Source organism: Mycobacterium sp. 852002-51613_SCH5001154, assembly GCF_001667425.1.
Taxonomy (GTDB): Bacteria; Actinomycetota; Actinomycetes; order Mycobacteriales; family Mycobacteriaceae; genus Mycobacterium.
Genome location: NZ_LZII01000052.1, coordinates 1 through 22,398, shown reverse-complemented (window position 1 = coordinate 22,398; position 22,398 = coordinate 1). Strand labels below are relative to the sequence as shown.

Annotated in this window: 24 protein-coding genes and 1 pseudogene; 12 read left to right on the top strand and 13 right to left on the bottom strand. The window is 69.0% G+C overall.

The genetic code is table 11. From position 1 onward, the window contains the following. The first annotated feature begins 193 nt into the window (after positions 1-193). On the top strand, positions 194-1,213 hold the full coding sequence (trpS, locus tag A5750_RS13225) for a tryptophan--tRNA ligase (protein WP_066945427.1): 1,020 nt from the start codon (positions 194-196) through the stop codon (positions 1,211-1,213). Positions 1,214-1,220: 7 nt separating this feature from the next. Next, on the top strand, positions 1,221-2,249 hold the full coding sequence (yhjD, locus tag A5750_RS13220) for an inner membrane protein YhjD (protein WP_066945424.1): 1,029 nt from the start codon (positions 1,221-1,223) through the stop codon (positions 2,247-2,249). On the opposite strand, the gene A5750_RS13215 is transcribed toward yhjD, so the two are convergent. The 5 genes from A5750_RS13215 to A5750_RS13195 all read right to left on the bottom strand — a co-directional run bounded on the left by A5750_RS13215 (position 2,246) and on the right by A5750_RS13195 (position 6,751). Then, the gene (locus tag A5750_RS13215) at positions 2,246-2,620 is read right to left on the bottom strand and encodes a nuclear transport factor 2 family protein (protein ID WP_066945421.1); all 375 of its coding nucleotides are present in this window, start codon (positions 2,618-2,620) and stop codon (positions 2,246-2,248) included. The two genes, yhjD and A5750_RS13215, sit on opposite strands and share 4 nt — an antisense overlap. Beyond that, positions 2,617-2,985: a DoxX family protein gene (locus A5750_RS13210; RefSeq protein ID WP_066945909.1), complete on the bottom strand. Its 369-nt coding sequence runs from the start codon at positions 2,983-2,985 to the stop codon at positions 2,617-2,619. Before A5750_RS13210 ends, A5750_RS13215 begins: the two co-directional genes overlap by 4 nt. A gap of 66 nt (positions 2,986-3,051) precedes the next feature. After that, on the bottom strand, positions 3,052-4,173 hold the full coding sequence (gene nagA, locus A5750_RS13205; RefSeq protein ID WP_066945418.1) for an N-acetylglucosamine-6-phosphate deacetylase: 1,122 nt from the start codon (positions 4,171-4,173) through the stop codon (positions 3,052-3,054). Next, positions 4,167-5,513, bottom strand: coding sequence for a sugar porter family MFS transporter (locus tag A5750_RS13200; RefSeq protein ID WP_066945415.1), 1,347 nt, complete (start codon positions 5,511-5,513; stop codon positions 4,167-4,169). Before A5750_RS13200 ends, nagA begins: the two co-directional genes overlap by 7 nt. Continuing rightward, complete coding sequence (locus A5750_RS13195; protein ID WP_066945412.1) at positions 5,510-6,751, bottom strand: D-alanyl-D-alanine carboxypeptidase family protein; 1,242 nt, start codon at positions 6,749-6,751, stop codon at positions 5,510-5,512. The genes A5750_RS13200 and A5750_RS13195 overlap by 4 nt, the downstream gene beginning before the upstream one ends. A 228-nt stretch (positions 6,752-6,979) precedes the next feature. Between A5750_RS13195 and A5750_RS13190 the strand changes: the two genes are divergently transcribed. Next, the gene (locus A5750_RS13190) at positions 6,980-7,204 is read left to right on the top strand and encodes a hypothetical protein (RefSeq protein ID WP_066945907.1); all 225 of its coding nucleotides are present in this window, start codon (positions 6,980-6,982) and stop codon (positions 7,202-7,204) included. On the opposite strand, the gene A5750_RS13185 is transcribed toward A5750_RS13190, so the two are convergent. Then, complete coding sequence (locus A5750_RS13185; protein ID WP_082959103.1) at positions 7,201-8,565, bottom strand: aspartate aminotransferase family protein; 1,365 nt, start codon at positions 8,563-8,565, stop codon at positions 7,201-7,203. The genes A5750_RS13190 and A5750_RS13185 overlap by 4 nt on opposite strands. A 59-nt stretch (positions 8,566-8,624) precedes the next feature. On the opposite strand from A5750_RS13185, the gene A5750_RS13180 reads away from it, so the two are divergent. Then, on the top strand, positions 8,625-9,527 hold the full coding sequence (locus A5750_RS13180) for a sigma-70 family RNA polymerase sigma factor (protein WP_067263375.1): 903 nt from the start codon (positions 8,625-8,627) through the stop codon (positions 9,525-9,527). Here the strand turns inward: A5750_RS13180 and A5750_RS13175 are convergent. Continuing rightward, a pseudogene (locus tag A5750_RS13175) lies at positions 9,499-10,132 on the bottom strand (carboxymuconolactone decarboxylase family protein); the annotation flags it as partial. The gene A5750_RS13180 and the pseudogene A5750_RS13175 sit on opposite strands and share 29 nt — an antisense overlap. Before the next feature lie 101 nt (positions 10,133-10,233). Between A5750_RS13175 and A5750_RS13170 the strand changes: the two are divergent. Together A5750_RS13170 and A5750_RS13165 are read left to right on the top strand one after the other, a co-directional pair. Next, positions 10,234-10,512 (top strand): hypothetical protein, encoded by a 279-nt coding sequence (locus A5750_RS13170; protein ID WP_066945401.1) that lies wholly within the window; start codon positions 10,234-10,236, stop codon positions 10,510-10,512. Between the two features lie 264 nt (positions 10,513-10,776). Next, a complete protein-coding gene (locus tag A5750_RS13165) occupies positions 10,777-11,847 on the top strand; it encodes a diguanylate cyclase (RefSeq protein ID WP_066945399.1) in 1,071 nt (356 codons plus the stop codon). Between the two features lie 13 nt (positions 11,848-11,860). Here A5750_RS13165 and A5750_RS13160 read toward each other — a convergent pair whose 3' ends face one another. From A5750_RS13160 to sdhC, 4 genes are read right to left on the bottom strand one after another with little or no spacing between them, the layout of a single operon-like run. Beyond that, on the bottom strand, positions 11,861-12,667 hold the full coding sequence (locus tag A5750_RS13160) for a succinate dehydrogenase iron-sulfur subunit (protein ID WP_067263373.1): 807 nt from the start codon (positions 12,665-12,667) through the stop codon (positions 11,861-11,863). After that, entirely contained in the window at positions 12,667-14,421 is a 1,755-nt protein-coding gene (gene sdhA, locus A5750_RS13155; RefSeq protein WP_067263371.1) for a succinate dehydrogenase flavoprotein subunit, read from the bottom strand. The genes A5750_RS13160 and sdhA overlap by 1 nt, the downstream gene beginning before the upstream one ends. Positions 14,422-14,424: 3 nt before the next feature. Next, positions 14,425-14,895, bottom strand: coding sequence for a succinate dehydrogenase hydrophobic membrane anchor subunit (locus tag A5750_RS13150; protein ID WP_066945393.1), 471 nt, complete (start codon positions 14,893-14,895; stop codon positions 14,425-14,427). Further along, positions 14,892-15,230, bottom strand: a complete 339-nt coding sequence (sdhC, locus tag A5750_RS13145; RefSeq protein WP_067263368.1) for a succinate dehydrogenase, cytochrome b556 subunit — start codon at positions 15,228-15,230, stop codon at positions 14,892-14,894. The genes A5750_RS13150 and sdhC overlap by 4 nt, the downstream gene beginning before the upstream one ends. A gap of 239 nt (positions 15,231-15,469) precedes the next feature. Between sdhC and A5750_RS13140 the strand changes: the two genes are divergently transcribed. Genes A5750_RS13140 through A5750_RS13125 form a run of 4 tightly spaced genes read left to right on the top strand, consistent with a single transcriptional unit; the run spans position 15,470 to position 19,380 of the window. Continuing rightward, entirely contained in the window at positions 15,470-15,871 is a 402-nt protein-coding gene (locus A5750_RS13140; protein WP_066945386.1) for a cytidine deaminase, read from the top strand. Then, the gene (locus A5750_RS13135) at positions 15,868-16,989 is read left to right on the top strand and encodes an alpha/beta fold hydrolase (RefSeq protein WP_067263365.1); all 1,122 of its coding nucleotides are present in this window, start codon (positions 15,868-15,870) and stop codon (positions 16,987-16,989) included. Before A5750_RS13140 ends, A5750_RS13135 begins: the two co-directional genes overlap by 4 nt. Positions 16,990-17,005: 16 nt before the next feature. Next, positions 17,006-18,292 carry a thymidine phosphorylase gene (locus tag A5750_RS13130; RefSeq protein ID WP_067263362.1) on the top strand — a complete coding sequence of 429 codons (1,287 nt, stop codon included), beginning with the start codon at positions 17,006-17,008 and terminating at the stop codon, positions 18,290-18,292. Beyond that, positions 18,289-19,380, top strand: coding sequence for an adenosine deaminase (locus tag A5750_RS13125; protein WP_066945376.1), 1,092 nt, complete (start codon positions 18,289-18,291; stop codon positions 19,378-19,380). The genes A5750_RS13130 and A5750_RS13125 overlap by 4 nt, the downstream gene beginning before the upstream one ends. Positions 19,381-19,422: 42 nt before the next feature. Here A5750_RS13125 and A5750_RS13120 read toward each other — a convergent pair whose 3' ends face one another. Both A5750_RS13120 and A5750_RS13115 read right to left on the bottom strand, forming a co-directional pair. Next, the gene (locus A5750_RS13120) at positions 19,423-19,707 is read right to left on the bottom strand and encodes a GlsB/YeaQ/YmgE family stress response membrane protein (RefSeq protein ID WP_066945373.1); all 285 of its coding nucleotides are present in this window, start codon (positions 19,705-19,707) and stop codon (positions 19,423-19,425) included. A 93-nt stretch (positions 19,708-19,800) separates the two neighbouring features. After that, positions 19,801-20,472 carry a GntR family transcriptional regulator gene (locus tag A5750_RS13115; RefSeq protein WP_066945370.1) on the bottom strand — a complete coding sequence of 224 codons (672 nt, stop codon included), beginning with the start codon at positions 20,470-20,472 and terminating at the stop codon, positions 19,801-19,803. 152 nt (positions 20,473-20,624) lie between these two features. Here A5750_RS13115 and A5750_RS13110 point away from each other — a divergent pair, with 152 nt between their 5' ends. Next, positions 20,625-21,653, top strand: a complete 1,029-nt coding sequence (locus A5750_RS13110; RefSeq protein ID WP_066945367.1) for a cupin domain-containing protein — start codon at positions 20,625-20,627, stop codon at positions 21,651-21,653. 48 nt (positions 21,654-21,701) lie between these two features. Further along, a partial coding sequence (locus A5750_RS13105; protein ID WP_067263508.1) for a VWA domain-containing protein occupies positions 21,702-22,398 on the top strand: 697 nt, incomplete at its 3' end.

Sequence of the window (22,398 nt, the reverse complement as noted above, 5' to 3'; positions counted from 1 at the left end):
TCTTGCTCCCCATACCGCCGACATTAAAGGCGGTACCGCCGGTACCGCAAGCGAGCGGAGCTCCGCGAGGTCGGGGCACCGCCCGGCTCGCGAGCGTGAAGCTGTCCGCACACTCGGCGGCGAGTGTGAAGCTAGCCGCACACTCGGCGGTGGCGGGTCCCCGGAAAGGCCCGCGTGAAAAGATCGGTGCATCATGAGCACCGCTACCGGATCCCGCCGGATTTTCTCCGGCGTGCAGCCCACCTCCGATTCGCTTCACCTGGGGAACGCCTTGGGTGCCATCACCCAGTGGGTCACGCTGCAGGACGATCACGAGCCGTTCTTTTGCGTGGTCGACCTGCACGCCATCACCATCCCCCAGGATCCCGACGCGCTGCGCCGCCGGACCTTGGCCACGGCCGCCCAATACCTGGCGCTCGGCATCGACCCCGCCCGCAGCACGATCTTCGTGCAGAGCCACGTGCCCGCGCACTCCCAGCTGGCTTGGGTGCTGGGCTGCTTCACCGGCTTCGGGCAGGCCTCGCGGATGACGCAGTTCAAAGACAAGTCGGCCCGCCAGGGCGGCGACTCCACCACCGTGGGCCTGTTCACCTATCCGGTGTTGCAGGCCGCCGACGTCCTGGCCTACGACGCCGAGCTGGTGCCCGTGGGCGAGGACCAGCGCCAGCACCTCGAGCTGGCGCGCGACGTGGCGCAGCGGCTCAACAGCCGGTTCCCCGACACGTTCGTGGTTCCCGACCTGCTGATCCCCAAGGCCACCGCCAAGATCTATGACCTGCAGGACCCGACATCGAAGATGAGCAAGTCGGCGGCCACCGATGCCGGCTTGATCAACCTGCTCGACGATCCCGCCGCGTCCGCGAAGAAGATTCGCTCGGCGGTCACCGACAGCGAGCGCGAGATCCGCTTCGACACCGACGCCAAGCCGGGCGTGTCCAACCTGCTGACCATCCAGTCCGCGGTCACCGGCGTCGGCATCGACAAGCTCGTGGAAGGTTACGCCGGACGGGGTTACGGCGACCTGAAGAAGGAGACCGCCGAAGCGGTCGTCGAGTTCGTCAGCCCGATCAAGGCCCGCGTCGACGAATTGCTGGCTGACCCAGCCGAATTGGAGGGGATCCTGGCGGCCGGGGCCCAGCGGGCCGAGGATGTGGCCGGCCAAACCGTTCGGCGGGTCTACGATCGGTTAGGTTTCCTTCCGCAGCGAGGATGAGTTCACCATGAGCGAGCCGGCCAAGGCGGGTGCCCTCGACCGGCTGCGGGCCCGGTACGGCTGGCTCGACCACGTCCTGCGTGCCTACCAGCGCTTCGACGACCGCAACGGCGGGTTCTTCGCGGCCGGCCTCACCTATTACACGATCTTCGCGCTATTCCCTTTGTTGATGGTCGGTTTCGCGGCCTTCGGGTTCATCCTGGCCAGGCGGCCCGAACTGCTGAAAACGATCGACGACCACATCCGGTCCCAGGTGACCGGCGCCCTGGGCGATCAGCTGCTCGACTTGATGAACTCGGCGATCAATGCGCGGGCGTCGGTGGGTGTCATCGGCCTGGCCACCGCGGTGTGGGCGGGTCTGGGCTGGATATCGCATCTGCGCCAGGCGTTGACGGAGATGTGGTGGGACGAGCGCATCGAGTCGCCGGGCTTCGTGCGCAACAAGCTTTCCGATCTGTTGGCCATGCTGGGAACATTCGCGGTGATCGTGGCCACCGTCGGGCTGACCACCGTGGGCCATGACGCGCCCCTTGCTGCACTGTTGAAATGGCTTGGGGTGCCGCAGCTTTCGGTGTTGGATTGGCTGTTTTGGCTGTTGTCGATCGTGATCTCCACGGCCATCTCGTGGATGCTGTTCACCTGGATGATCGCCCGGCTGCCGCGCGAGAAGGTCAGCCTGGCCGACTCGGCGCGCGGCGCGCTGATGGCGGCCGTCGGGTTCGAAGCGTTCAAGCAGGTGGGTTCCATCTATCTGCGGGTGGTATTGCGCAGCCCCGCGGGCGCCACGTTCGGCCCGGTGCTGGGTCTGATGGTGTTCGCATATATCACCTCGTATCTCGTGCTCTTCTGCACGGCGTGGGCGGCGACGGCATCCGATCACCCGCGCACCCGCCACGTCGCACCGCCCGCCCCGGCGATCATCGCCCCGCGCGTGCAACCCGATGAGGGGATCAGCACGCGGCAGACGCTGACCGCGATGGCGATGGGAGCCGTTGGGGCGCTGGCCCTCTCCCGCGTCACCCGGCGGCTGCGCTAGCCGCCCAGGGCCGTGCGCATCCGTTCGGCGAACACCGTCGCCGCCCTCAGCGGGCGGACCATCACGGTGATCTCGTCGATGAGGCCGTCCGCGCGCGTGTGCACGAAGTCGCAGCCCTGGATTTCCAGGTCCGCAACGGCGGCCCTGAACATGAGCGCGTGATCGCCGGTGCCCACACCGGAGAGCTCCTTTTCGAAGCGAAAGCCCGTCAGCACGTGGGCGACAGCGGAGACGATGGTTGCGATCACGTCCGGCCCCCGATAGGGCCGGTGCGCGATGGGGCTGTGCAGCACCGCGTCGGGCGCGAATAGGCTTCCGATGCGGTTGAATTCGCCGGCTTCCACGGCGCGACGGAACGGGTGGCCGCTCACAGGCCGAGCGCCCTGCCGACGGCCACCGTGACGGCGGCGGCGAAGATCGTGACGGTCGCGGCGACGTTGCGTGGTTCGCGAAGGTATGCGTGCGAGCCGATGGCGCCCACCATGACGATCGCGAACCCGAAAGCCGCCAGCGGGGTGAGGAACGCCGCGATACCGACCAGCCGGGGCAACACAATGCCGATGGCGCCCAGCAGTTCACAGAACGCGGTGACACGGATCACCGGTAAGGGGAACGGCGTGACGCCCGTTTGTCCGCTGGCGATCAGCCGATCTTTCGGTTGACTGATCTTGGCCAGGCCCGACGCGGCAAAGAGCGCGGCGAGCGCCACCTGCAACGTCCATAGCAACAAATTCATCATGACCTCCCACGTCGATGGCTGTTCACCTCTATGACGCGGCAGGGCCGCATGACGTGACACCGATTAGGCAGTCACCCGCCAGTCGCCCCGAATCATGACCGCGCTGACCCGCAGATCGCGGTCCAGCACAACGAGATCGGCGTCGTAGCCGGCGCGCAGGCTGCCCACCCGCTCGAGGCCGAGCGCCCCCGCCGGCGTCGCCGAAGTCGTCTGCGCCGCGACGGCCAGTCCCGCATCGGCATGCACGGCGCGGAACAGCCGGTCCATGGTGGCGGTGCTGCCCGCGATCGTCGACGTCCCGCGCACCCGCGCCACACCGGACACCACGTCGACGGCCACCGCGCCGAGGCGGAACGCCCCGTCGTCGCGGCCGGCCGCGGCGATGGCGTCGGTGACGACGGCGACCCGTTCGGGCCCCGCCGCCCCGATCACCGCGCGCACGACGGCCGGATGCACGTGCACGCCGTCGGCGATCAGTTCGACCGTGACTCCCGGGTTGCGCAGCAGGGCGAGTACCGGCCCCGGCTCGCGATGGTGCAGCGGCGGCATCGCGTTGCACAGGTGGGTGCCCACCGTGGCACCCAGCGCGATGGCGTGTTCGGTCTGCTCGTAGGTGGCGTCCGTATGCCCAACCGCCACAATCACTCCGGCGCCGAGAAAGCGCCGGATCGCCTCGTCGGCCCCCGGCAACTCGGGCGCCAGGGTGACCATCCGGATCGCGCCGCCGCCCGCGTCGAGCACGGCGTCGATCTCGGCCGGGTCCGGGTCGCGCAGCTGGGCCGGGTCGTGCGCCCCACAGCGGGCCCGGGAGAGCCACGGCCCCTCGAGGTGGATGCCCGCGACCGTGCCGTGCCGGGCGGCTTCGGCCAGCGCACGCACGCCGGCGAGCAACTCCGCGGGCGAGGCGGTCACCAGGCTGGCGAGCGTCGTCGTGGTGCCGTGCCGCAGATGGAATTCCGCCGCCCCGGTGATACCGTCGCGCTCGGTGTAGGAGGCGCCGCCGCCGCCGTGCACGTGCATGTCGATGAACCCGGGCACCACGGTGGCGTCGGGGAAGTGCGCGTCGGCCGGGCTGGGCGGGACGCCCGCGCCGCAGGCCACGATTCGCCCGCCGTCCGTCTGCAGCCAGCCCGGCCGGCGGACCTGCCCGTCGAGCACCATGGTGCCCGCGGCGATCACTACCATCGGCCGCCGTTCTCCCAGAAGTGCCGGATTTCCTCCAGCTGGCGGCCCTTGGTCTCGGGCGCAAACCGGTAGACGACGACGAACGCGACCACCGCCAGGCCGGCGAATACCGCGAAAGTGCCTGCGCCACCGAGGGAATGCAGCATGGTGAGGAAGACGGCGGCGATGATCGCGTTGGCCACCAGGTTGGAGGTGAGCATCGTGCTCGACCCGATGGACCGCAACCGGGACGGGAAGCTCTCGCTGGCGTACACCCAGCCCAGGGAGCCGAACCCCATGGTGTAGCCGATGATGAACAGCAGTATGCCGGCGAACCCGAGTGCCGCGCCGCCGATGCCCCGCCCGAACACGCCCATCAGCACGACGTCGGCGGCGATCATCATGGCGATGCCGGACAACAGGATTGGGCGCCGGCCCACCCTGTCGACGAGCAGCAGCGACGCCCCCACCGCGGCCAACCCGGCGACCTGGACCACGGCCGGCAGCGCCAGCAGCGCGAAGTTGCCGGTGAAGCCCATCGCCTGGAATATCCGTGGGCTGTAATAGATGATCGCGTTGATACCGGTGATCTGGATCAGGAAACCGAGCGTGACCACGAAGGCGGTGGCCCGCGAATACGGCGGGCGCAGCATCTCGGACCAGCCGCCGCTCCCTTCGCTCAGCGCGCGGCCGATCTCGGCGAGCTCCTCGTCGACCCGGGCGTCGGGTTCCACGCGCAGCAACGCCGCGCGGGCCTCGTCGGGCCGGCCCTTCAGCACGTACCACCGGGCCGTGTCGGGCGCGCGAATGAGCAACGGCAGCAACAACATTGCCGGCACCGTGGCCAGCCCCAGCATCCAGCGCCAGCTGTGGGTCCCGGCCAGCAGATATCCGGTCAGGTAGCCGATGATGAGCCCGCTGACGATGGCCAGCTGATAGGCGGTCAGCAGCGACCCGCGCACCGCCGTCGGGGCCGATTCCGCGACGTAGACCGGCACGACCACCACCGCCACGCCGAGGGTCAGGCCCAGCAGGACCCGCGCCGCCAACAGCATCGGCAGCGAGACCGAGAGCGCACCGAGCAGCGCGAACGCCGCGTAGGCGACCAGCAGCAGCACCACCGATTTCTTGCGCCCGATCGCGTTGGCCAGCACACCCGCCCCGAGCGCCCCGGCGATCTGGCCGATCACCACCATGGTCGTCAGCAGCTCCTGTTGCCGGGTGGACAGGCCGAAGTCCTCGGTGACGTACAGCTGCGCGCCGGCGATGATGGACAGGTCGTAGCCGTAGATGATGCCGATGCTGGCGGCGGTCAGCCCGACCAGCAATCCCCGCGGCGATCGGGTGGGCCGCGATCTCACCGGTGTTGCGGTCGGCGGTTCATCGAGCGTGCGACCATGATCAAACTAAACACGATGATGGTTCCGATGACGGCGACGCCCACCCGGATCGGCAGCGCGTCCGCCGACGGGATGAGCCCCGCGGCCTGCGCGCCGTTGCCTTGCCGGTCGGCCGCGCTGTCGCGTTTGGCGGGTGCCAGCGAGGGGTCGGGTTCGATCAGGTTGCCGACCTGGGTGCCCTGCGGCGTGCTGAATCCGTAGTCCAGCAGGTGCGCCGCCTGCTCCCACGGGGCGATCGGCTGCCGCGTCCCGTGCAGCAGGACGGCCATCAGGCGGCGCCCGTTGTGGTTCGCCGCGCCAACGAAGGTCTGGCCGGCGTCGTCGGTGTAGCCGGTCTTGCCGCCCAGCGCGCCCGGGTACTTGTAGAGCAGCTGGTTGTCGTTTTCCAGCTCGTAGCCGGGGTGGTCGCCGTGACCGGGGAAGTCGAACGTCCGCGTCGCGACGATGTCGGCGAACGTCGGGTTCTGCCAGGCGTAGCGGTAGAACAGGCCGATGTCGTAGGCCGACGTGCTCATGCCGGGGCCGTCCAGCCCGGACGGTGTCGCCACCCGGGTGTCCTTGCCGCCGAGCTTGGCGGCCAGCACGTTGATCTTCTCCACGGCCTGCTGCATGCCGCCGAGCTGCATGGCCAGCGCGTGCGCGGCGTCGTTGCCGGAGTGCATCAGCAGGCCGTGCAGCAGCTGGTTGACGGTGAACACCCCGCCCTCTTCGACGCCGACCTTGGTGCCCTCGGCGGCCGCGTCGTCGGCGGTGCCGGGCACCGACTTGTTCAGGTTGAGCGCATTGATGGATGCCATCGCGACCAGCACCTTGATGATGCTGGCGGGGCGGTGCCGCCCGTGCGGGTCCCTGGCCGCGATCACCGCGCCGCTGTCCAGGTCCGCCACCAGCCAGGCGTCGGCGGAGACGTCGGTGGGCAGCGCCGGTGTATCGGGGGCGGCGACGATGCCGCAGCCGGCCAGCGCCTCGCCGCCGACCGGCTTGGGGGGCACCGCCAGCGGGATCGGCGCGTCACCGGCCTGCGGAACCTCCGACGAATCCACTGCGGGTGGGGTGTTCACCTTGAAGGGGCAGTTCGCGGGTGCGGCGTTGGGTCCGGCGCCGGGCTCGGCATGGGCGGCGGGGGCGGCCAGCGTCACCGGGGCAGCGATCAGGAAAACGGCCGCTGCCAGGCACGATGCGGGGCGTAGGAAGTTCATTGCTTGTGCAGACTAGGCGATCACAGGCTCGATTCGAGGGAGCCGCGCTGTGACTGGTGGTACGGAAGTTGCGAAGCCGCCGGATCGCGCGGGAACGCCGCCGAGCCATTACGCTGGGCATGCCGTCAGCGTGACAGCAACGAATCTTCCCGCCGAGACCGAGGGCCCGCCATTCACACCGATCGTCTCTGGTCCCGGTTGCGGCGGAACCGCGATGCTCCGCGGTCGCTGCAACAGCTGGTCAAGGAAGTCGAGAAGGCGACGCAGGTACGGCGCTCCGGCCTGGAAGGCGTGCTGACCGAACTGCAGCAACATCGTGACGCCACGTCCGACGCCGGCCTGCGGGAAGCGCTCACCTGGCTGTGCAACGCGGTGACCCGGATGGTGAGCAACCCGACGGCGGCGCATTCCCGGGAGGTTCTGGTTGCGGCCGACGCGGTGAAGCGCCGCTAAATCTTGTTGGACGCCTCCGCGAGCACGCCGCGCAATACCGATTCGATGGTGTCGAACTCGGCCTGGCCGCTGATGAGCGGCGGCGCCACCTGGACGACGGGATCGCCGCGGTCGTCGGCGCGGCAATACAGGCCCGCTTCGAAGAGTGCTGGCGACACATACCCGTGCAGCACGCGCTCGCATTCTTCCGCGCTGAACGTTTCCTTGGTCGCCTTGTCCTTGACCAGCTCGATGCCGTAGAAGTAGCCCTCGCCGCGCACGTCGCCGACGATGGGCAGGTCGTACAGCTTCTCCAGGATGGCGCGGAAACCGGACGCGTGTTGCTTGACGCGGTCGTTGAGGCCCTCGCGCTCGAAGATGTCGAGGTTGGCCAGCCCCACGGCCGTCGAAACCGGGTGTCCGCCAAAGGTATAGCCGTGCGGGAACGTGGTCTTGCCGTCGTTGAACGGCTCGAACAGTCGCTCGCTGGCGATCATCGCGCCCAGGGGAGAGTAGCCGGACGTCAGCCCCTTGGCACAGGTGATCATGTCGGGCACGTAGCCGAAGTCGTCACAGGCGAACATCGACCCGATGCGGCCGAACGCGCAGATCACCTCGTCGGAGACCAGCAGCACGTCGTACTCGTCGCAGATCCGCCGCACCCTTTCGAAATAGCCCGGGGGAGGGGGAATGGCGCCGCCCGCGTTCTGCACCGGTTCCAGGAACACCGCGGCGACGGTCGCCGGGCCCTCGAACTCGATCGCCTCGGCGATCCGGTCGGCGGCCCATTGCCCAAACGCCTTGGGGTCGTTGGCGAACGGGTCGGGCGCGCGGTAGAAGTTCGTGTTGGGCACCCGGAATCCGCCGGGCGTCACCGGTTCGAACGGCGCCTTGTAGGAAGGCAGGCCGGTGATCGCGAGGGCGCCCTGGGTGGTGCCGTGGTAGGCGATCGACCGCGAAATCACCTTGTGCTTACCGGGTTTTCCGGTCAGCTTGAAGTACTGCTTGGCCAGCTTCCACGCGGTCTCGACGGCCTCGGTGCCGCCGGTGGTGAAGAACACCCGGTTCAAATCACCCGGGGCGTAGTGGGCAAGGCGCTCGGCGAGCTCGATAGCGGTCGGGTGGGCGTAACCCCACAGCGGGAAGTACGCCAGCGTGCTCGCCTGTCGCGCGGCGACCTCGGCGAGTTCGGTGCGCCCGTGGCCGACCTGCACGGTGAACAGCCCGGACAGCGCGTCGAGGTAGCTCTTGCCGCGGTCGTCGAAGATGGTCACGCCGTCGCCGCGGACGATGACCGGCGGCGCGATGCCGGCGCCGTGCCGGGCGAAGTGCAGCCACAAGTGTTCTGTCATGGTGACCGTGAGCGTAGCGCTCGGCTTTATGGCGCGGTTCGTTACTCGCGCCGTTCCGGCGCTCGCCGTCTTCACGCTAGGCTCGGGATATGACCGGGACCGAACAGGTCTCACTCTTCGAAGCGCTGCGGCCGCACCTCATGGCAGTCGCCTACCGGCTCACCGGCACGGTGGCCGACGCCGAGGACATCGTTCAGGAAGCCTGGCTGCGCTTCGACGGGCGGGAAGCCACCATTACCGATCCGCGGGCGTGGCTGACCACGGTGGTGAGCCGGCTGGGCCTGGACAAGCTGCGCTCGGCCGCACACCGGCGCGAGACCTATACCGGCAACTGGCTGCCGGAGCCGGTGGTGACCGGGCTCGACCCCGCTGATCCGCTGGCCGCCGTGGTGGCCCGCGAGGACGCCCGGTTCGCGGCGATGGTGGTGCTCGAACGCCTGTCGCCCGACCAGCGGGTCGCCTTCGTGCTGCACGACGGGTTCGCGGTGCCCTTCGCTGAAGTGGCCGACGTGCTGGGCACCAGCGAGGCCGGCGCCCGGCAGCTGGCGTCGCGGGCCCGCAAGGCCGTCACGGCGGAACCGCCGCCAAAGCCCGACCCGTCGCACGACGAGGTCGTCGGCCGGTTGCTGGCCGCCATGGCCGCCGGCGACCTGGACACTGTGGTCTCGTTGCTGCATCCCGACGTCACCTTTACCGGCGATTCGAATGGCAAGGCCCCCACGGCCGTTCAGACCATCCGCGGCCCGGACAAGGTGGTCCGGTTCATGCTGGGCCTCGCGCAGCGCTACGGATCGGCGATGTTCAGCTCGTATGAGCTGGGGCTGGTCAACGGCGAACTGGGCGTCTACACGGCCGGCTGCCCCGCGTCGGACGGCTACCGGGAGATGCTGCCGCGGATCATGGTGTTCTCGGTGCGTGACGGAAAGGTCTGCGCGCTTTGGGATATCGCCAACCCGGACAAGTTCACCGGCTCTCCGCTGCGGTCTCGCTAGCCCAGGGCACGCGGCAGGCATCCCCGGAGTTGAAGCCCTGCTCGGTGATGCCCAGCGCGGTGTTCATCCGGGCCCGCATGTTCTCCACGCCGATCTGATAGGTCAATTCGATGACGCCGGCATCGCCGAACCGGGCCCTCAGGTCGGCGACCTGCTCGTCGGTGACGGTGTGCGGATCGGTCGTCATCGCGTCGGCGTAGCGAATCGCGGCGCGCTCGTCGTCGGTGAACGCCGTTGAGGTGGCGTAATTGTCGATCTCTTTGAGCCGCTCGATGTCGAGGCCGTCCAGGCGCTGCAGCATCGACCCGAAGTCGACGCACCAGGAACAACCGACGCTGCGCGCGGTCCACAGGACGGCGAGCTCGCGCACGCTGACCGGCAGCACCTTGGACGCCCGGTCGATCATCGTCTCGTGCACGGCGCCGGCGATCATCAGCTTGCGATGGTGGGCGGTCACGGTGAAGGGCTCGGGTACCTGGCCGTAGCGCCGTTTGGCGATCCGGTACATGGCGCGGGTCAGCAGCCCGGCGCGCTTGGGGGACAGGGGCTCGATGCGGGTTTTCTGTGTCATACCCCTGAAGACGAGACGGGTCGGACAAGTGTGACGGGCGCGCCCGCGAGCGTTTCCCCATGGTCGCCTCGGGTAACCCGTCTCCCATCGGCGCCGCGATCTGGTGCGGCGCGATGAGAGGGTGAGGAGACTGAGATGACCTCTCAAAACGATCAGCAGTCCGAGAATCCGCGGCTGGAACACTTCGATGATCCCGAGGTTGGCGGCGGCGCGCGCGACACCGGTTCGGACACGCCCGAGCCGGGCCGCGCGGACCGTCCCGTCGGAACGGTCGACGAAGACGCCAATCCGCCCATGAGCGATTCGACGGCGTCGGACACCTACGGCGGAACGGGCGAGTTGCCTCCGCAGGACACGGGAAGCGCGGTGCCGCCATACGAGGGACGCCAACAGGGTGCAGCCGGCGGCGCGTAAGGCACGGGCGGCGCGACCGGCCCCCAGACGGACACCGGCTTCAGGTCGCCCAGCCCGTCGAGCACGCCCGGCGGTGCCAGCCAGTCCCCGGCCGACGAGCAACCCGCGACCGAGATGCCCGAAACCGACCGCGATGACGAAGGCCACCGCGCGGTAGGCGTCCCCGCTAAGAGGCGGCAATCCGCCTCGTCGACCGCGCGAGCGTCGTAGCATGCCGCTAGCCACTCGACATCGAGGATCAGTGGTAGCGATGGGGAGCCGACGATGACCGCGCTGTTCACCCCATGGTGGCGGGCCGACCAGTATGACTGGCTCTCGGGTTATCTCGCTTCGCGGCGCCTCAGCGGAGCAACCCGGGCCGTGATGGCGTCCATCGCCGCGTCGATGGTGCTGTGCCTGCTCGCGCTGCTGGCCGGCTCGGATGGCCCGCGCGGGCAGGTCCCGGTGGCGATGATGTGGGTTGCCGTCGCCGGCGGGGTCGCGGGAGTGCTGTTGTGGGTGTGGCGCTGGCCCACCCGCCGGCAGTCGGTCGCCTTCGCCGTCACGTGCAACATCGCGGTCGCCCTGGCGTGTCTGGCGCACCCGAACCCGCTGGCCGCCCTGATTGGGTGCATCGCTTTCGCGACCTTCGGCGCCTACATGGCCTTCTTCCACACGACGGGATTCGTGCTGTACAACTTCGCGGTCGCCGCCGCCGTTGGATCCTGGGAGGCGTTGTCGCTGGCGCGATCCGGGCACCCGAGCCTGGCCGGGGTGGATTTGTGGCTGGTGATCGAGGTCAACATCGCGCTGCCGTTGGCGATCCGAGTCCTGGTGCGCGCCCTGTCGGGAGACTTGCTGACCGCGGACCGCGATCCGTTGACGGGCCTGCTCAACAGGCGTGCATTCCAGCACGAGGCGCTCGGGATGATCCTGGCGCGCCGGGGCATCGACTCGCACCTCGTGGTCATGCTGATCGATCTCGACAGTTTCAAAGCCCTCAACGACAGGTGTGGCCACGCCGCCGGCGACCACGCTCTGGTCCAAGTCGCCCAGGCGCTGTTGGCCGCCGCCGACGATCAGGCGGTGGCGGCGCGCAGCGGCGGTGAGGAATTCCTGTTGGCCGGCACTTCGGCCGGCTGCAACGCCGAGTCGTTGTCCGCGCGGATGTGCCGGGCGATCGCGGCCTCGACCGCGGGAGTCACCGCCAGCATCGGCACCGCGTGCGCCCGCCTCGACGACACCGCGGTCGAACCGCAAGCTCTTCTAAGCGAGCTGATCACCGCCGCCGATGCGGCGATGTATCAGGCAAAACGGTTGGGGGGCAACCGAACTAGTCATCACGAACTTTGTTGACCCGCCGGGCTGGTCAGCGGGTGAACATCAGCGCGCGCTTGACCTCCTGGATCGCCTTGGTGATCTGGATCCCGCGCGGGCAGGCCTCGGTGCAGTTGAAGGTGGTGCGGCACCGCCATACCCCGTCCACCTCGTTGAGGATGTCGAGGCGTTCGGCCGCCGCCTCGTCGCGGCTGTCGAAGATGAAGCGGTGCGCGTTGACGATCGCGGCGGGGCCGTAGTAGCTGCCCTCGTGCCAGAAGATCGGGCAGCTGGTGGTGCAGGCCGCGCACAGGATGCACTTGGTGGTGTCGTCGTAGCGGGCGCGGTCGGTGGGGCTTTGAATGCGTTCCCGCGTCGGCGGATTCCCGCTGGTGACCAGGTACGGCTTGACCGCGCGGTAGGCGTCGAAGAACGGCTCCATGTCGACGATCAGGTCCTTCTCCACCGGCAGGCCGCGGATCGGTTCGACCGTGATGGTCAGCCCACCTTTCTTGGCCTTGCGCCGCTCTCCTGGCAGCAGGTCGCGCATCAGCACCTTGCAGGCCAGCCGATTCACGCCGTTGATGCGCATGGCGTCCGAGCCGCACACCCCATGGGCGCAGGAGCGCCGGAAGGTCAGCGTGCCGTCCAGGTAGCTCTTGATGTAGATCAGCAGGTTGAGCAGCCGGTCGCTCGGCAGGCACGGCACCCGAAAGCTTTGCCAGCCACCGGTTTCCGCGAAGGCGTCGGGATTGTCGGGGTTGAATCGCGCGATCTTCAACGTCACCATCACCGCCCCCTCGGGGATGGGCGGAAGTGGCGGCTCCACGCGGGGTTCGGCGGACTCGCCTGCAGTCATCAGTACTTCCGTTCCTTCGGTTCGTAGCGGGTCTGCACGACGGGTTTGAAGTCCAGCGCGATGTCGCTCAGCAGATCGGTGCCCTGCTTGTAGGCCATGGTGTGGCGCATGTAGTTGACGTCGTCGCGGTTCGGGTAGTCCTCCCGGGCATGCCCGCCCCGGGATTCCTTGCGGTTCAGCGCGCCCACCACGGTGACCTCGGCGAGCTCCAGCAGGAAGCCCAGTTCGATGGCCTCCAGCAGGTCGCTGTTGAAGCGCTTTCCCTTGTCGTGCACGGTGATTCGGGAGTAGCGCTCCTTGAGTGCGTGGATGTCGGTCAGCGCCTGTTTCAGCGTCTCCTCGGTGCGGAACACGGCGGCGTTGTTGTCCATCGACTGCTGCAGCGCGGCGCGGATGTCGGCCACCCGTTCGTTGCCGTGCTCGTTCAGGATGTCGCCGACCCAGCCGACCACCATCGCCTCCGGATTGGGCGGCATGTCGACGAAGTCGTGCCCATCGGCGTAGTCAGCGGCGGCGATGCCGGCGCGGCGGCCAAAGACGTTGATGTCCAGCAGCGAGTTGGTGCCCAGCCGGTTGGCCCCGTGCACCGACACGCACGCGCATTCGCCGGCCGCATACAGGCCCGGCACCGTAGAAGTGTTGTCCCGCAACACCTGTCCGGTGACAGTGGTGGGGATGCCGCCCATCACGTAGTGACAGGTTGGGTAGACCGGGACCAGCTCGTGCACGGGGTCTACGCCCAGATAGGTGCGGGCGAACTCGGTGATGTCGGGCAGCTTGGCCTCGAGCACGTCCTCGCCGAGGTGGCGGACGTCGATGTAGACGTAGTCCTTGTGCGGGCCGGCGCCGCGGCCCTCCAGTACCTCCAACACCATCGAGCGGGCGACGATGTCGCGCGGCGCCAGGTCGACGATCGTCGGCGCGTAGCGTTCCATGAACCGCTCGCCCTCGCCGTTGAGTAGCCGGCCGCCCTCGCCGCGCACCGCTTCGGAGATCAGGATGCCCAGCCCCGCTAGACCGGTCGGGTGGAACTGGTGAAACTCCATGTCCTCCAACGGGAGTCCCTTGCGGAACACGATCCCGATGCCGTCACCGGTGAGCGTGTGTGCGTTGGAGGTGGTCTTGTACATCCGGCCCGACCCGCCGGTCGCGAGGACCACGGCCTTGGCGTGAAAGACGTGGATCTCGCCGGTGGCCAACTCGTAGGCCACCACGCCGGTGGCCACAGGGCCCCTCGGCGTCTCCGTCAAAACCAGGTCCAGCGCATAGAACTCGTTGAAGAACTGCACGTCGTGCTTGACGCAGTTCTGGTAGAGGGTCTGCAGGATCATGTGTCCGGTGCGGTCGGCTGCGTAACACGCCCGGCGCACCGGGGCCTTACCGTGTTCGCGGGTGTGCCCGCCGAACCGGCGCTGGTCGATGCGGCCCTCGGGGGTGCGGTTGAACGGCATCCCCATCTTCTCGAGGTCTAGCACCGCGTCGATGGCTTCCTTGCACATGATCTCCACCGCGTCCTGGTCGGCGAGGTAGTCGCCGCCCTTGACGGTGTCGAAGGTGTGCCATTCCCAGTTGTCGTCCTCGACGTTGGCCAGCGCCGCGCACATCCCGCCCTGGGCGGCGCCGGTGTGGCTGCGGGTGGGGTAGAGCTTGGTCAGCACCGCGGTCCGCACGCGTGGGCCGGCTTCCACCGCCGCGCGCATGCCCGCGCCGCCGGCGCCGACGATCACCACGTCGTAGCGGTGTTGCTGGATCACCGGTCAGCCTCCGATATTCGGGTCGAATGTCACCAGCACATAGGTGCCGAGCACCAACGTGAATCCCATCGACAGCAGCAGCAGGCTGTTGAGCCAGAACCGGGTGCTGTCCTTGCGGCTGTAGTCGTCGATGATGGTGCGCAGGCCGTTGCCGCCGTGCAGTTGCGCCAGCCACAACAGCGCCAGATCCCAGAATTGCCAGAACGGCGAGGCCCAGCGCTGCGCCACGTAGTTGAAGTCGATGCGGTAAACGCCGTTGTCCCACATCAGCATGATGAACAGGTGGCCGACGGCCAGGATGATCAGCGCGACGCCGGAGAACCGCATGAACAGCCACGCGAACTTCTCGAAGTTCGGGATGCCCGCCCGGCGGCGCGGCGAACGCGGGTTGTCGAGGCTGGCCGGCCGGTCGTGGCTGCGCTGGTGCACCGGGGCCACCTGGCCCCGGCCCAGCTGCAGGTCGGGGGCGCTCATCGGAGGTGCTCCCAGATATGGATGCCGGTGACGACCCCGGCCGGAACCATGAGCAGCAGGAACACGACGCCGACGATCCAGAACATCAGCTTCTGGTAGCGGGTGCCCTCGGACCAGAAGTCGATGAGGATGACGCGGATGCCGTTCAGCCCGTGGAAGAGCACCGCGGCCACCAGCCCGTACTCCATCAGGCCGACCACCGGGGTCTGATAGTCGTGGATCACCGCGTTGTAGGTGTGCGGGCTGACCCGCAGCATCGCGGCGTCCAGCACGTGGACGAACAGGAAGAAGAAGATGGTCGCGCCGCTGATGCGATGCAACACCCACGACCACATGCCCGGGTCGCCCCGATACAGGGTCCGGGGTGGACGCCGCCTGCGCGAGGGTGCAGATTCTTTTGCCGGATCCGCGGTTGTCGCCTGTGTGGTCACCCAGTCCTCACCACCTTCTGACATCGACGCAGTTCAGCCTAACCCGGCGCGGCGACGCCCCGTGCCGAGCAGTCCGCCAAGCGAAGTCGCGTGTCAGGGTTAGGGTGGCAGTCTCACGTGGCATGAGCGAAGCGGGGTCAGGTATGCCGGATGTCGATTGGAACACGCTGCGCCACAAGGCAATCGGCGCCGCGGCGGCGGCATACGCGCCCTACTCGCGGTTCCCGGTGGGGGCGGCCGCCCTGGTCGACGACGGTCGCGTGGTCACCGGCTGCAATGTGGAGAACGTCTCATATGGCCTTGGTCTCTGTGCCGAATGCGGCGTGGTGTGCGCCCTGCACACGACCGGCGGCGGCCGGCTGATCGCACTGGCCTGCGTCGACGGGCGGGGGTTCCCGCTGACGCCGTGCGGGCGGTGCCGCCAGGTACTTCTCGAGCACGGCGGCCCCGAGTTGCTGATCGATGATCCGGCCGGGCCCCGCCGCCTTGGCGAGCTGCTGCCCGACGCCTTCGGCGCCGCCGACGTGGAGCGGGGGCGCCGATGATCGGCCTCAGCACGGGGCGCCGCATCGCGCCCGTGGTGCTGGGCGCCGCGCTTATCGCGGCCGGCCCGTGTTTGGCGGGCTGCGCGTCGGAACCGCCCGCCGCGAGGCCGCCGTCGCCGACTGCTTCGGCGGGGCAGGCGGGGTGGGTGGACGACGCGGTGTCGTTCTCGGTGGCGGACATGACGGTGTACGGCACGTTCCGTCACCCGGCGGGGCGGGCCACGGTGCCGGCGGCGCTGTTGATCGCCGGCAGCGGGCCGACGGACCGCAACGGCGACTCGGCTTTGATGCCGGGTCAGGTCGACACGCTGCGCAACCTGGCGCAGGCGCTCTCGGACGACGGCGTCGCCACGTTGCGCTACGACAAGCTCGGCACCGGTCAGACCGGCCTGGGCCCCTACGCGGCGGACCCGGGGAAGGTCAACATCGGCGCGTTCCAGGGCGAGGCGACCGCGGCGCTGCAGTTTCTCGCCGGGCAACCCGGCATCGACCGGTCGCGCCTGATGGTGGTTGGGCACAGCGAGGGCGCCCTGTACGCGTTGACGTTGGCCACCGCCGCGCTCGGGATCGTCCCCCCGGTGCGCGCCCTCGGTTTGGTGGAACCGGCGAGCCGGCGCCTGCTTGACCTCGTATCCGAGCAGGCCCACGCCCAGGCCGACGCGGCGGTGCAGGCCGGGCGCCTCACCGCCGCGCAGGCCGCCGAAAGCACCGCGGCGGTCGATGGCGCCATCCAAGAATTTCGCGACACCGGGCAGGTCCCGCCGAACGAGCCCCCGGGGCTGCGGCCGATCATCAACGCCGCCAACGCGCGGGCCCTGTTGGAGGAGGACGCGCTCGACCCGGTGGCCCTTGCGGCCAAGCTGCCCCGGGGCATGCCGGTCTTGCTCACCTGCAGCGACGCTGACCGCCAGATCACCTGCCAGGACGTCGACCACCTGGCCTCCGGGCTGGCCGGGGCGGCCACCAAGACCGACTACGTCCACCTGACCGGCGTCAATCATGTCCTCAAGGAGGACCCGAGCGGAGCCGCGACCGGCTATACGAAGCCGCTGCCGTTCTCCGGCCAGCTGGTCGGCGCGCTGGCGTCGTTCGTCAAAGAGAACGTGACCGCGCCCTGAGACCGCAGGCGACCCCGTGACTCGGCCGGCATACGACGCGCCGACGGTGATCCGAACCAAGCGCGACGGCGGCCGGTTGTCCGACGCCGCCATCGAATGGGTCGTCGACGCCTACACCCGCGGCCGGGTGGCCGAGGAACAGATGTCGGCGCTGCTGATGGCGATCTTCCTGCGCGGCATGGACCGCGGCGAGACCGCCAGCTGGACCGCGGCGATGCTGGCGTCCGGCGAACGGCTTGACTTCCACGACCTGGGTAAGCCCACCGTGGACAAGCACTCCACGGGTGGCGTGGGGGACAAGATCACCCTGCCCCTGGTGGCCGTCGTGGCCGCCTGTGGCGCCGCGGTGCCGCAGGCGTCGGGGCGGGGCCTGGGGCACACCGGCGGCACCCTGGACAAGCTCGAGTCCATCGCCGGGTTCACCGCCGCCCTGTCCAACCGGCGGGTGCGCGACCAACTCCGCGATGTGGGCGCCGCCATCTTCGCGGCCGGAGAGCTGGCGCCGGCCGACGCCAAGCTGTACGCCCTGCGCGACGTCACCGCCACCGTCGAGTCGCTGCCGCTGATCGCCAGCTCGGTGATGAGCAAGAAGCTGGCCGAGGGGACCGGCGCGCTGGTGCTCGACGTGAAGGTCGGTGCGGGGGCGCTGCTGCGCTCCGCGGACCGGTGCCGCGAGCTGGCCCACACCATGGTCGAGCTGGGTGCGGCGCACGGGGTGCCCACCCGCGCGCTGTTGACCGACATGAACGGCCCGCTGGGCGCGACCGTGGGCAACGCCGTCGAGGTCGCCGAGTCGCTGGATGTGCTGGCCGGCGGCGGCCCGCCCGACGTGGTCGAGCTGACGTTGCGGCTGGCCGCCGAGATGCTCGAGCTGGCCGGAGTCGACGGTCGCGACCCCGCCGAGACGCTGCGCGACGGCACCGCGATGGACCGGTTCCGCCGGCTCATCGCCGCGCAGGGCGGCGATTTGTCGGTTCCGTTGCCGATCGGTGCGCATTCCGACACCGTGACCGCCGCCCGGGGCGGCACAATGGGCGATATCGACGCGATGGCAGTGGGGCTGGCGGCTTGGCGGCTCGGCGCGGGCAGGTCCCGTCCGGGCGAACGGGTGCAGGCCGGCGCCGGCATCCGGATCCACCGCCGCCCCGGCGAACCGGTCGCGGCGGGCGCGCCGCTGTTCACCCTCTACACCGACACCCCGGAGCGCTTCGCCGCGGCGCTGGCCGAACTGGACGGCGGCTACAGCATCGGCGACACGCCACCGGTCTCGCGGCCGCTGATCATCGATCGGATCGTCAAGTGACCACACCCCTGGGACTCGAGCAGATCAAGAAGGCGCCCAAGGCGCTGCTGCACGATCACCTCGACGGGGGGCTTCGCCCGTCGACCGTGGTCGAGATCGCCGGCCAGACCGGCTACGACGGGCTGCCCACCACCGACGTCGACGAGCTGGCCACCTGGTTTCGCACCCAGTCGCACAGCGGCTCGCTGGAGCGCTACCTGGAGCCGTTCTCGCACACCGTTGCGGTGATGCAGACGTCCGACGCTCTGCATCGCGTCGCCTACGAATGCGTGGAGGACCTGGCCGCCGACTCGGTCGTCTACGCCGAGATCCGATTCGCGCCCGAGCTGCACATCGACCGTGGGCTGTCCTTCGACGCGATCGTCGACGCCGTGCTGGCCGGCTTCGCCGACGGCGAGAAGGCCTGCGCCGCCGCGGGCCGGCCGATCGTGGTGCGGCTGCTGGTCACGGCCATGCGGCACGCAGCAGTGTCCCGGGAGATCGCCGCGCTGGCAATCCGGTTCCGGGACAAGGGGGTTGTCGGATTCGACATCGCCGGCGCCGAGGCGGGGAACCCGCCGACGCGGCACTTGGACGCCTTCGAGTACATGCGAGACCACAACGCGCGCTTCACCATTCACGCGGGGGAGGCGTTCGGTCTGCCGTCCATCCACGAGGCGATCGCGTTCTGCGGCGCCGACCGCTTGGGCCACGGCGTGCGCATCGTCGACGATATCGAAGTCCTCGGCGACGGCCGGGTTCGGCTCGGCCGGCTGGCATCGATTTTGCGGGACAAGCGAATTCCGTTGGAGCTGTGCCCGAGCTCCAACGTGCAGACCGGCGCGGTGAAGAGCATTGCGGACCACCCATTCGACCTGTTGGCCCGCACCCGGTTCCGGGTCACCGTGAACACCGACAACCGGCTGATGAGCGATACCACGATGAGCCTTGAAATGTGCCGACTGGTCGAGGCTTTCGGTTACGGCTGGAGCGACCTCGAGCGGTTCACCATCAATGCGATGAAGTCGGCGTTCCTCCCGTTCGACGAGCGGCTGGCGATCATCGACGATGTGATCAAACCGCGTTACGCCGTGCTCATCGCAGGCTGACACCGCTCGCCCGAAAAGCGGGCGAGCGGCGCAGCTTTCGGCTCAGCGGGTGAGGCGCGTGCCGGTGCGACGTCCCGTCAGCGCTTCGTAGAGCGCGATCAGGACGATCGCGGCGCCGACTCCGATGAAGAACGGAACCCACGCGATGCCACCGTTGGCGTTGTGGTATCCGAACTGGCTGGCGACCGCCGAGCCGATCAAACCGCCTACGGCGCCGATCACGACGGTCATGATCATGCCGACGTTCTGCTTCCCCGGCATCACCAGGCGAGCGACCACACCGACGATCGCGCCCACGATGATGGCGAGGATGATGGATCCGACCATTTCAGCTCCTGTCGTAACGGCACCCGGGGTGGGCGCCATCTGCGAGAAGGATTTCCCCGAAAATACGGACTTCTAACACAATTCGTGTGGAAGTCAGTTCAGGTCGGCCGCGAGCCCGATCGCGCGCACCGTGCCGGCCAGGTGCGTCTGCACCGCGCGCAGCGCGCGCTGGGCGTCGCCGTCGCGCAGCGCCTCGGCGATTTCGCGGTGCTCGTCGAGGATCGTCGTCACCCGGTCGGGCTCGCGCAGCGCCGATTCGCCGATCATCCTCATCTGCCGATCCCGCAGGGACCCATAGAAACCCGACAAGATGGCGTTCCCCGACTCGGCCAGCGTGACGGCGTGGAAGGCACGGTCGGCGTCGAGAAACTCGGCCCAGTCGGACCGGTCGACGGCGGCACCCTGCCGTAGCAGCTCGCCCGACAGTCGCTCGAAAACCGCGGCGCACGCCGCGGGCCCGCGGCCCACCACCTTGGTGGCGGCGAACTGCTCCAGCAGCAGCCGCGCCTCCATCACCGAGCGAACCTCGTCGGGCGAAACGGGGACCACCAGGGCGCCGCGCTGCGGGTACAGACGCAGCAACCCCTCGGCCTCCAGCCGCAGGAACGCCTCGCGCACGGGGGTGCGCGACATCCCAAGGGCGGTGGCCACGTCACCCTCGCTGATCAGCTCCCCGCCCGGGAACGCGCCGGTGAGGACCTGCGTCTTGACGTAATCCAGCGCGCGGTCCTTGGCCGTGCCCGGCCGCGGGTCACTCGTTGCCATCCAGCCTTCCGGTAGCTAAGTCGTATCCCAGCAGTGTCGTGACCGTACACCACCGCCACCCTTGACAGGGCGACAACTGAGATACAAGATAGATACGAAAGAAACATGAGATGCAGCGACGAAGCCCGCGAGCAGTCCGAAGGAGACGCGAAATGTCCGTCACCGAAACCGCCCTGACCCCGAACCTGGATCCGACAATTCCCGCGCCGATGATCAACGTGGCCGAGTACGGCTTCGAAGGTCGCTTCCAGGACTGGGCCTCCGACGCCGAGTATTTCGAATACTCCAAGGCCGCCAACCCCATCGGCTCGGGACACGTCCCGCAGGTTCCGGTTACCCGGTTCGATGCGGATGTCTACACCGACCAGCCCACCGGGGTGATTCCGCTGGATCTGTCCAAGGAACTGCAGATCGAGACCGGCGCGGCGACCAGCCCCGCGCTGCTGGCCAACTTCGTGCGCATCCGGCCGGGCGAGCAGGTCGACACCAGCCCCAACGCCACCTCGCAGCTGTACTACGTGCTCTACGGGCGCGGCTTCGCCGCGGTCGACGGCCACCTGGTGCAGTGGGAGAAGGGCGACTTCCTCACCCTTCCCGCGGGCACCCGCTCGGTCTTCTACGCCGCTGCCGACACCGCCATGTACTGGGTGCACGACGAGCCGCTGATGCGATACCTCGGCGCCGAAGCGACGCAGCCGCGGTTCCGGGCGACCAAGTTCCGCCGCTCGGATGCGGTGGCCAAGCTGGAGGAGATCGCGTCGCGCCCTGGCGCCAACGAGAAGAGCCGGGTCAGCGTGCTGCTGGCCAACGCCAACCAGGAACAGACGCTGACCATCACCCACGTCCTGTGGGCCATGTTCGGCGTGCTGCCCCCGAACCAGGTGCAGCGCCCGCACCGGCACCAGTCGGTGGCCCTCGACCTCATCCTCGACGCGCCGGCCAGCGGCTGCTACACGTTGCTGGGCACCCGCCTCGACGAGCACGGCGACATCGTCGACCCGACCCGGGTGGACTGGCGGGCCGGCTGCGCGTTCACCACCCCGCCGGGCATGTGGCACGCCCACTACAACGAGACCGACCAGCCCGCACACCTGATCCCGATCCAGGACGCCGGGCTGCAGACCCACCTGCGCAGCCTCGACATCAAGTTCACGCAGCGCCGCGACCTCGTCGCCGGCTGACCCGGCGGGCCGTGCGCGGTCCACAGTTCGCGCATAGTGTGGCTGCACATGAAGCTGCCCCTGCTGGGCCCCGTCTCGGTCACCGGCTTCCAGAACGCGTGGTTCTTCCTGTTCCTGCTGCTCGTTCTGTTGGTCCTCGGCCTCTACGTCGTGCTGCAGTTCGCCCGCCGCCGGAGGGTGCTGCGGTTCGCGAACATGGAGGTGCTCGAGCGGGTCGCACCGGCGCACCCCAGCCGGTGGCGGCACGTGCCGACCATCCTGCTGGCCGTGTCGCTGGTGCTGCTGACCACCGCGATGGCCGGGCCGACCTCCGACGTCCGGATCCCGCTCAACCGCGCGGTCGTCATGCTGGTCATCGACGTGTCGGAGTCCATGGCCTCCACCGACGTCCCGCCCGACCGGCTGACCGCCGCCAAGGAGGCCGGCAAGCAATTCGCCGACGAGCTGACGCCGGCCATCAACCTGGGGCTGGTGGAGTTCGCGGCCAACGCCTCGCTGCTGGTCTCCCCGACCACCAACCGTGCGGCCGTGAAGGCGGCGATCGACAACCTGAAACCGGCCCCCAAGACCGCGACGGGTGAAGGCCTCTTCACCGCGCTGCAGGCCATCGCGACGGTCGGGTCGGTGATGGGGGGCGGCGACGGCCCGCCGCCGGCGCGCATCGTGCTGGAGTCCGATGGCAAGGAGAACAAGCCGTCCAACCCCAACGCCCCGCAGGGGGCTTCACCGCCGCCCGGCTGGCCCG

What these genes read in the sequence shown, in the direction of transcription:
- trpS (WP_066945427.1), top strand. Translation starts at nt 194, where the DNA reads ATGAGCACCGCTACCGGATCCCGCCGGATTTTCTCCGGCGTGCAGCCC.
- yhjD (WP_066945424.1), top strand. Translation starts at nt 1,221, where the DNA reads ATGAGCGAGCCGGCCAAGGCGGGTGCCCTCGACCGGCTGCGGGCCCGG.
- A5750_RS13210 (WP_066945909.1), bottom strand. Translation starts at nt 2,985, where the DNA reads ATGAATTTGTTGCTATGGACGTTGCAGGTGGCGCTCGCCGCGCTCTTT.
- nagA (WP_066945418.1), bottom strand. Translation starts at nt 4,173, where the DNA reads ATGGTAGTGATCGCCGCGGGCACCATGGTGCTCGACGGGCAGGTCCGC.
- A5750_RS13195 (WP_066945412.1), bottom strand. Translation starts at nt 6,751, where the DNA reads ATGAACTTCCTACGCCCCGCATCGTGCCTGGCAGCGGCCGTTTTCCTG.
- A5750_RS13180 (WP_067263375.1), top strand. Translation starts at nt 8,625, where the DNA reads ATGACCGGGACCGAACAGGTCTCACTCTTCGAAGCGCTGCGGCCGCAC.
- A5750_RS13170 (WP_066945401.1), top strand. Translation starts at nt 10,234, where the DNA reads ATGACCTCTCAAAACGATCAGCAGTCCGAGAATCCGCGGCTGGAACAC.
- A5750_RS13165 (WP_066945399.1), top strand. Translation starts at nt 10,777, where the DNA reads ATGACCGCGCTGTTCACCCCATGGTGGCGGGCCGACCAGTATGACTGG.
- A5750_RS13160 (WP_067263373.1), bottom strand. Translation starts at nt 12,667, where the DNA reads ATGACTGCAGGCGAGTCCGCCGAACCCCGCGTGGAGCCGCCACTTCCG.
- A5750_RS13150 (WP_066945393.1), bottom strand. Translation starts at nt 14,895, where the DNA reads ATGAGCGCCCCCGACCTGCAGCTGGGCCGGGGCCAGGTGGCCCCGGTG.
- sdhC (WP_067263368.1), bottom strand. Translation starts at nt 15,230, where the DNA reads ATGTGGTCGTGGGTGTTGCATCGCATCAGCGGCGCGACCATCTTCTTC.
- A5750_RS13140 (WP_066945386.1), top strand. Translation starts at nt 15,470, where the DNA reads ATGCCGGATGTCGATTGGAACACGCTGCGCCACAAGGCAATCGGCGCC.
- A5750_RS13135 (WP_067263365.1), top strand. Translation starts at nt 15,868, where the DNA reads ATGATCGGCCTCAGCACGGGGCGCCGCATCGCGCCCGTGGTGCTGGGC.
- A5750_RS13120 (WP_066945373.1), bottom strand. Translation starts at nt 19,707, where the DNA reads ATGGTCGGATCCATCATCCTCGCCATCATCGTGGGCGCGATCGTCGGT.
- A5750_RS13115 (WP_066945370.1), bottom strand. Translation starts at nt 20,472, where the DNA reads ATGGCAACGAGTGACCCGCGGCCGGGCACGGCCAAGGACCGCGCGCTG.
- A5750_RS13110 (WP_066945367.1), top strand. Translation starts at nt 20,625, where the DNA reads ATGTCCGTCACCGAAACCGCCCTGACCCCGAACCTGGATCCGACAATT.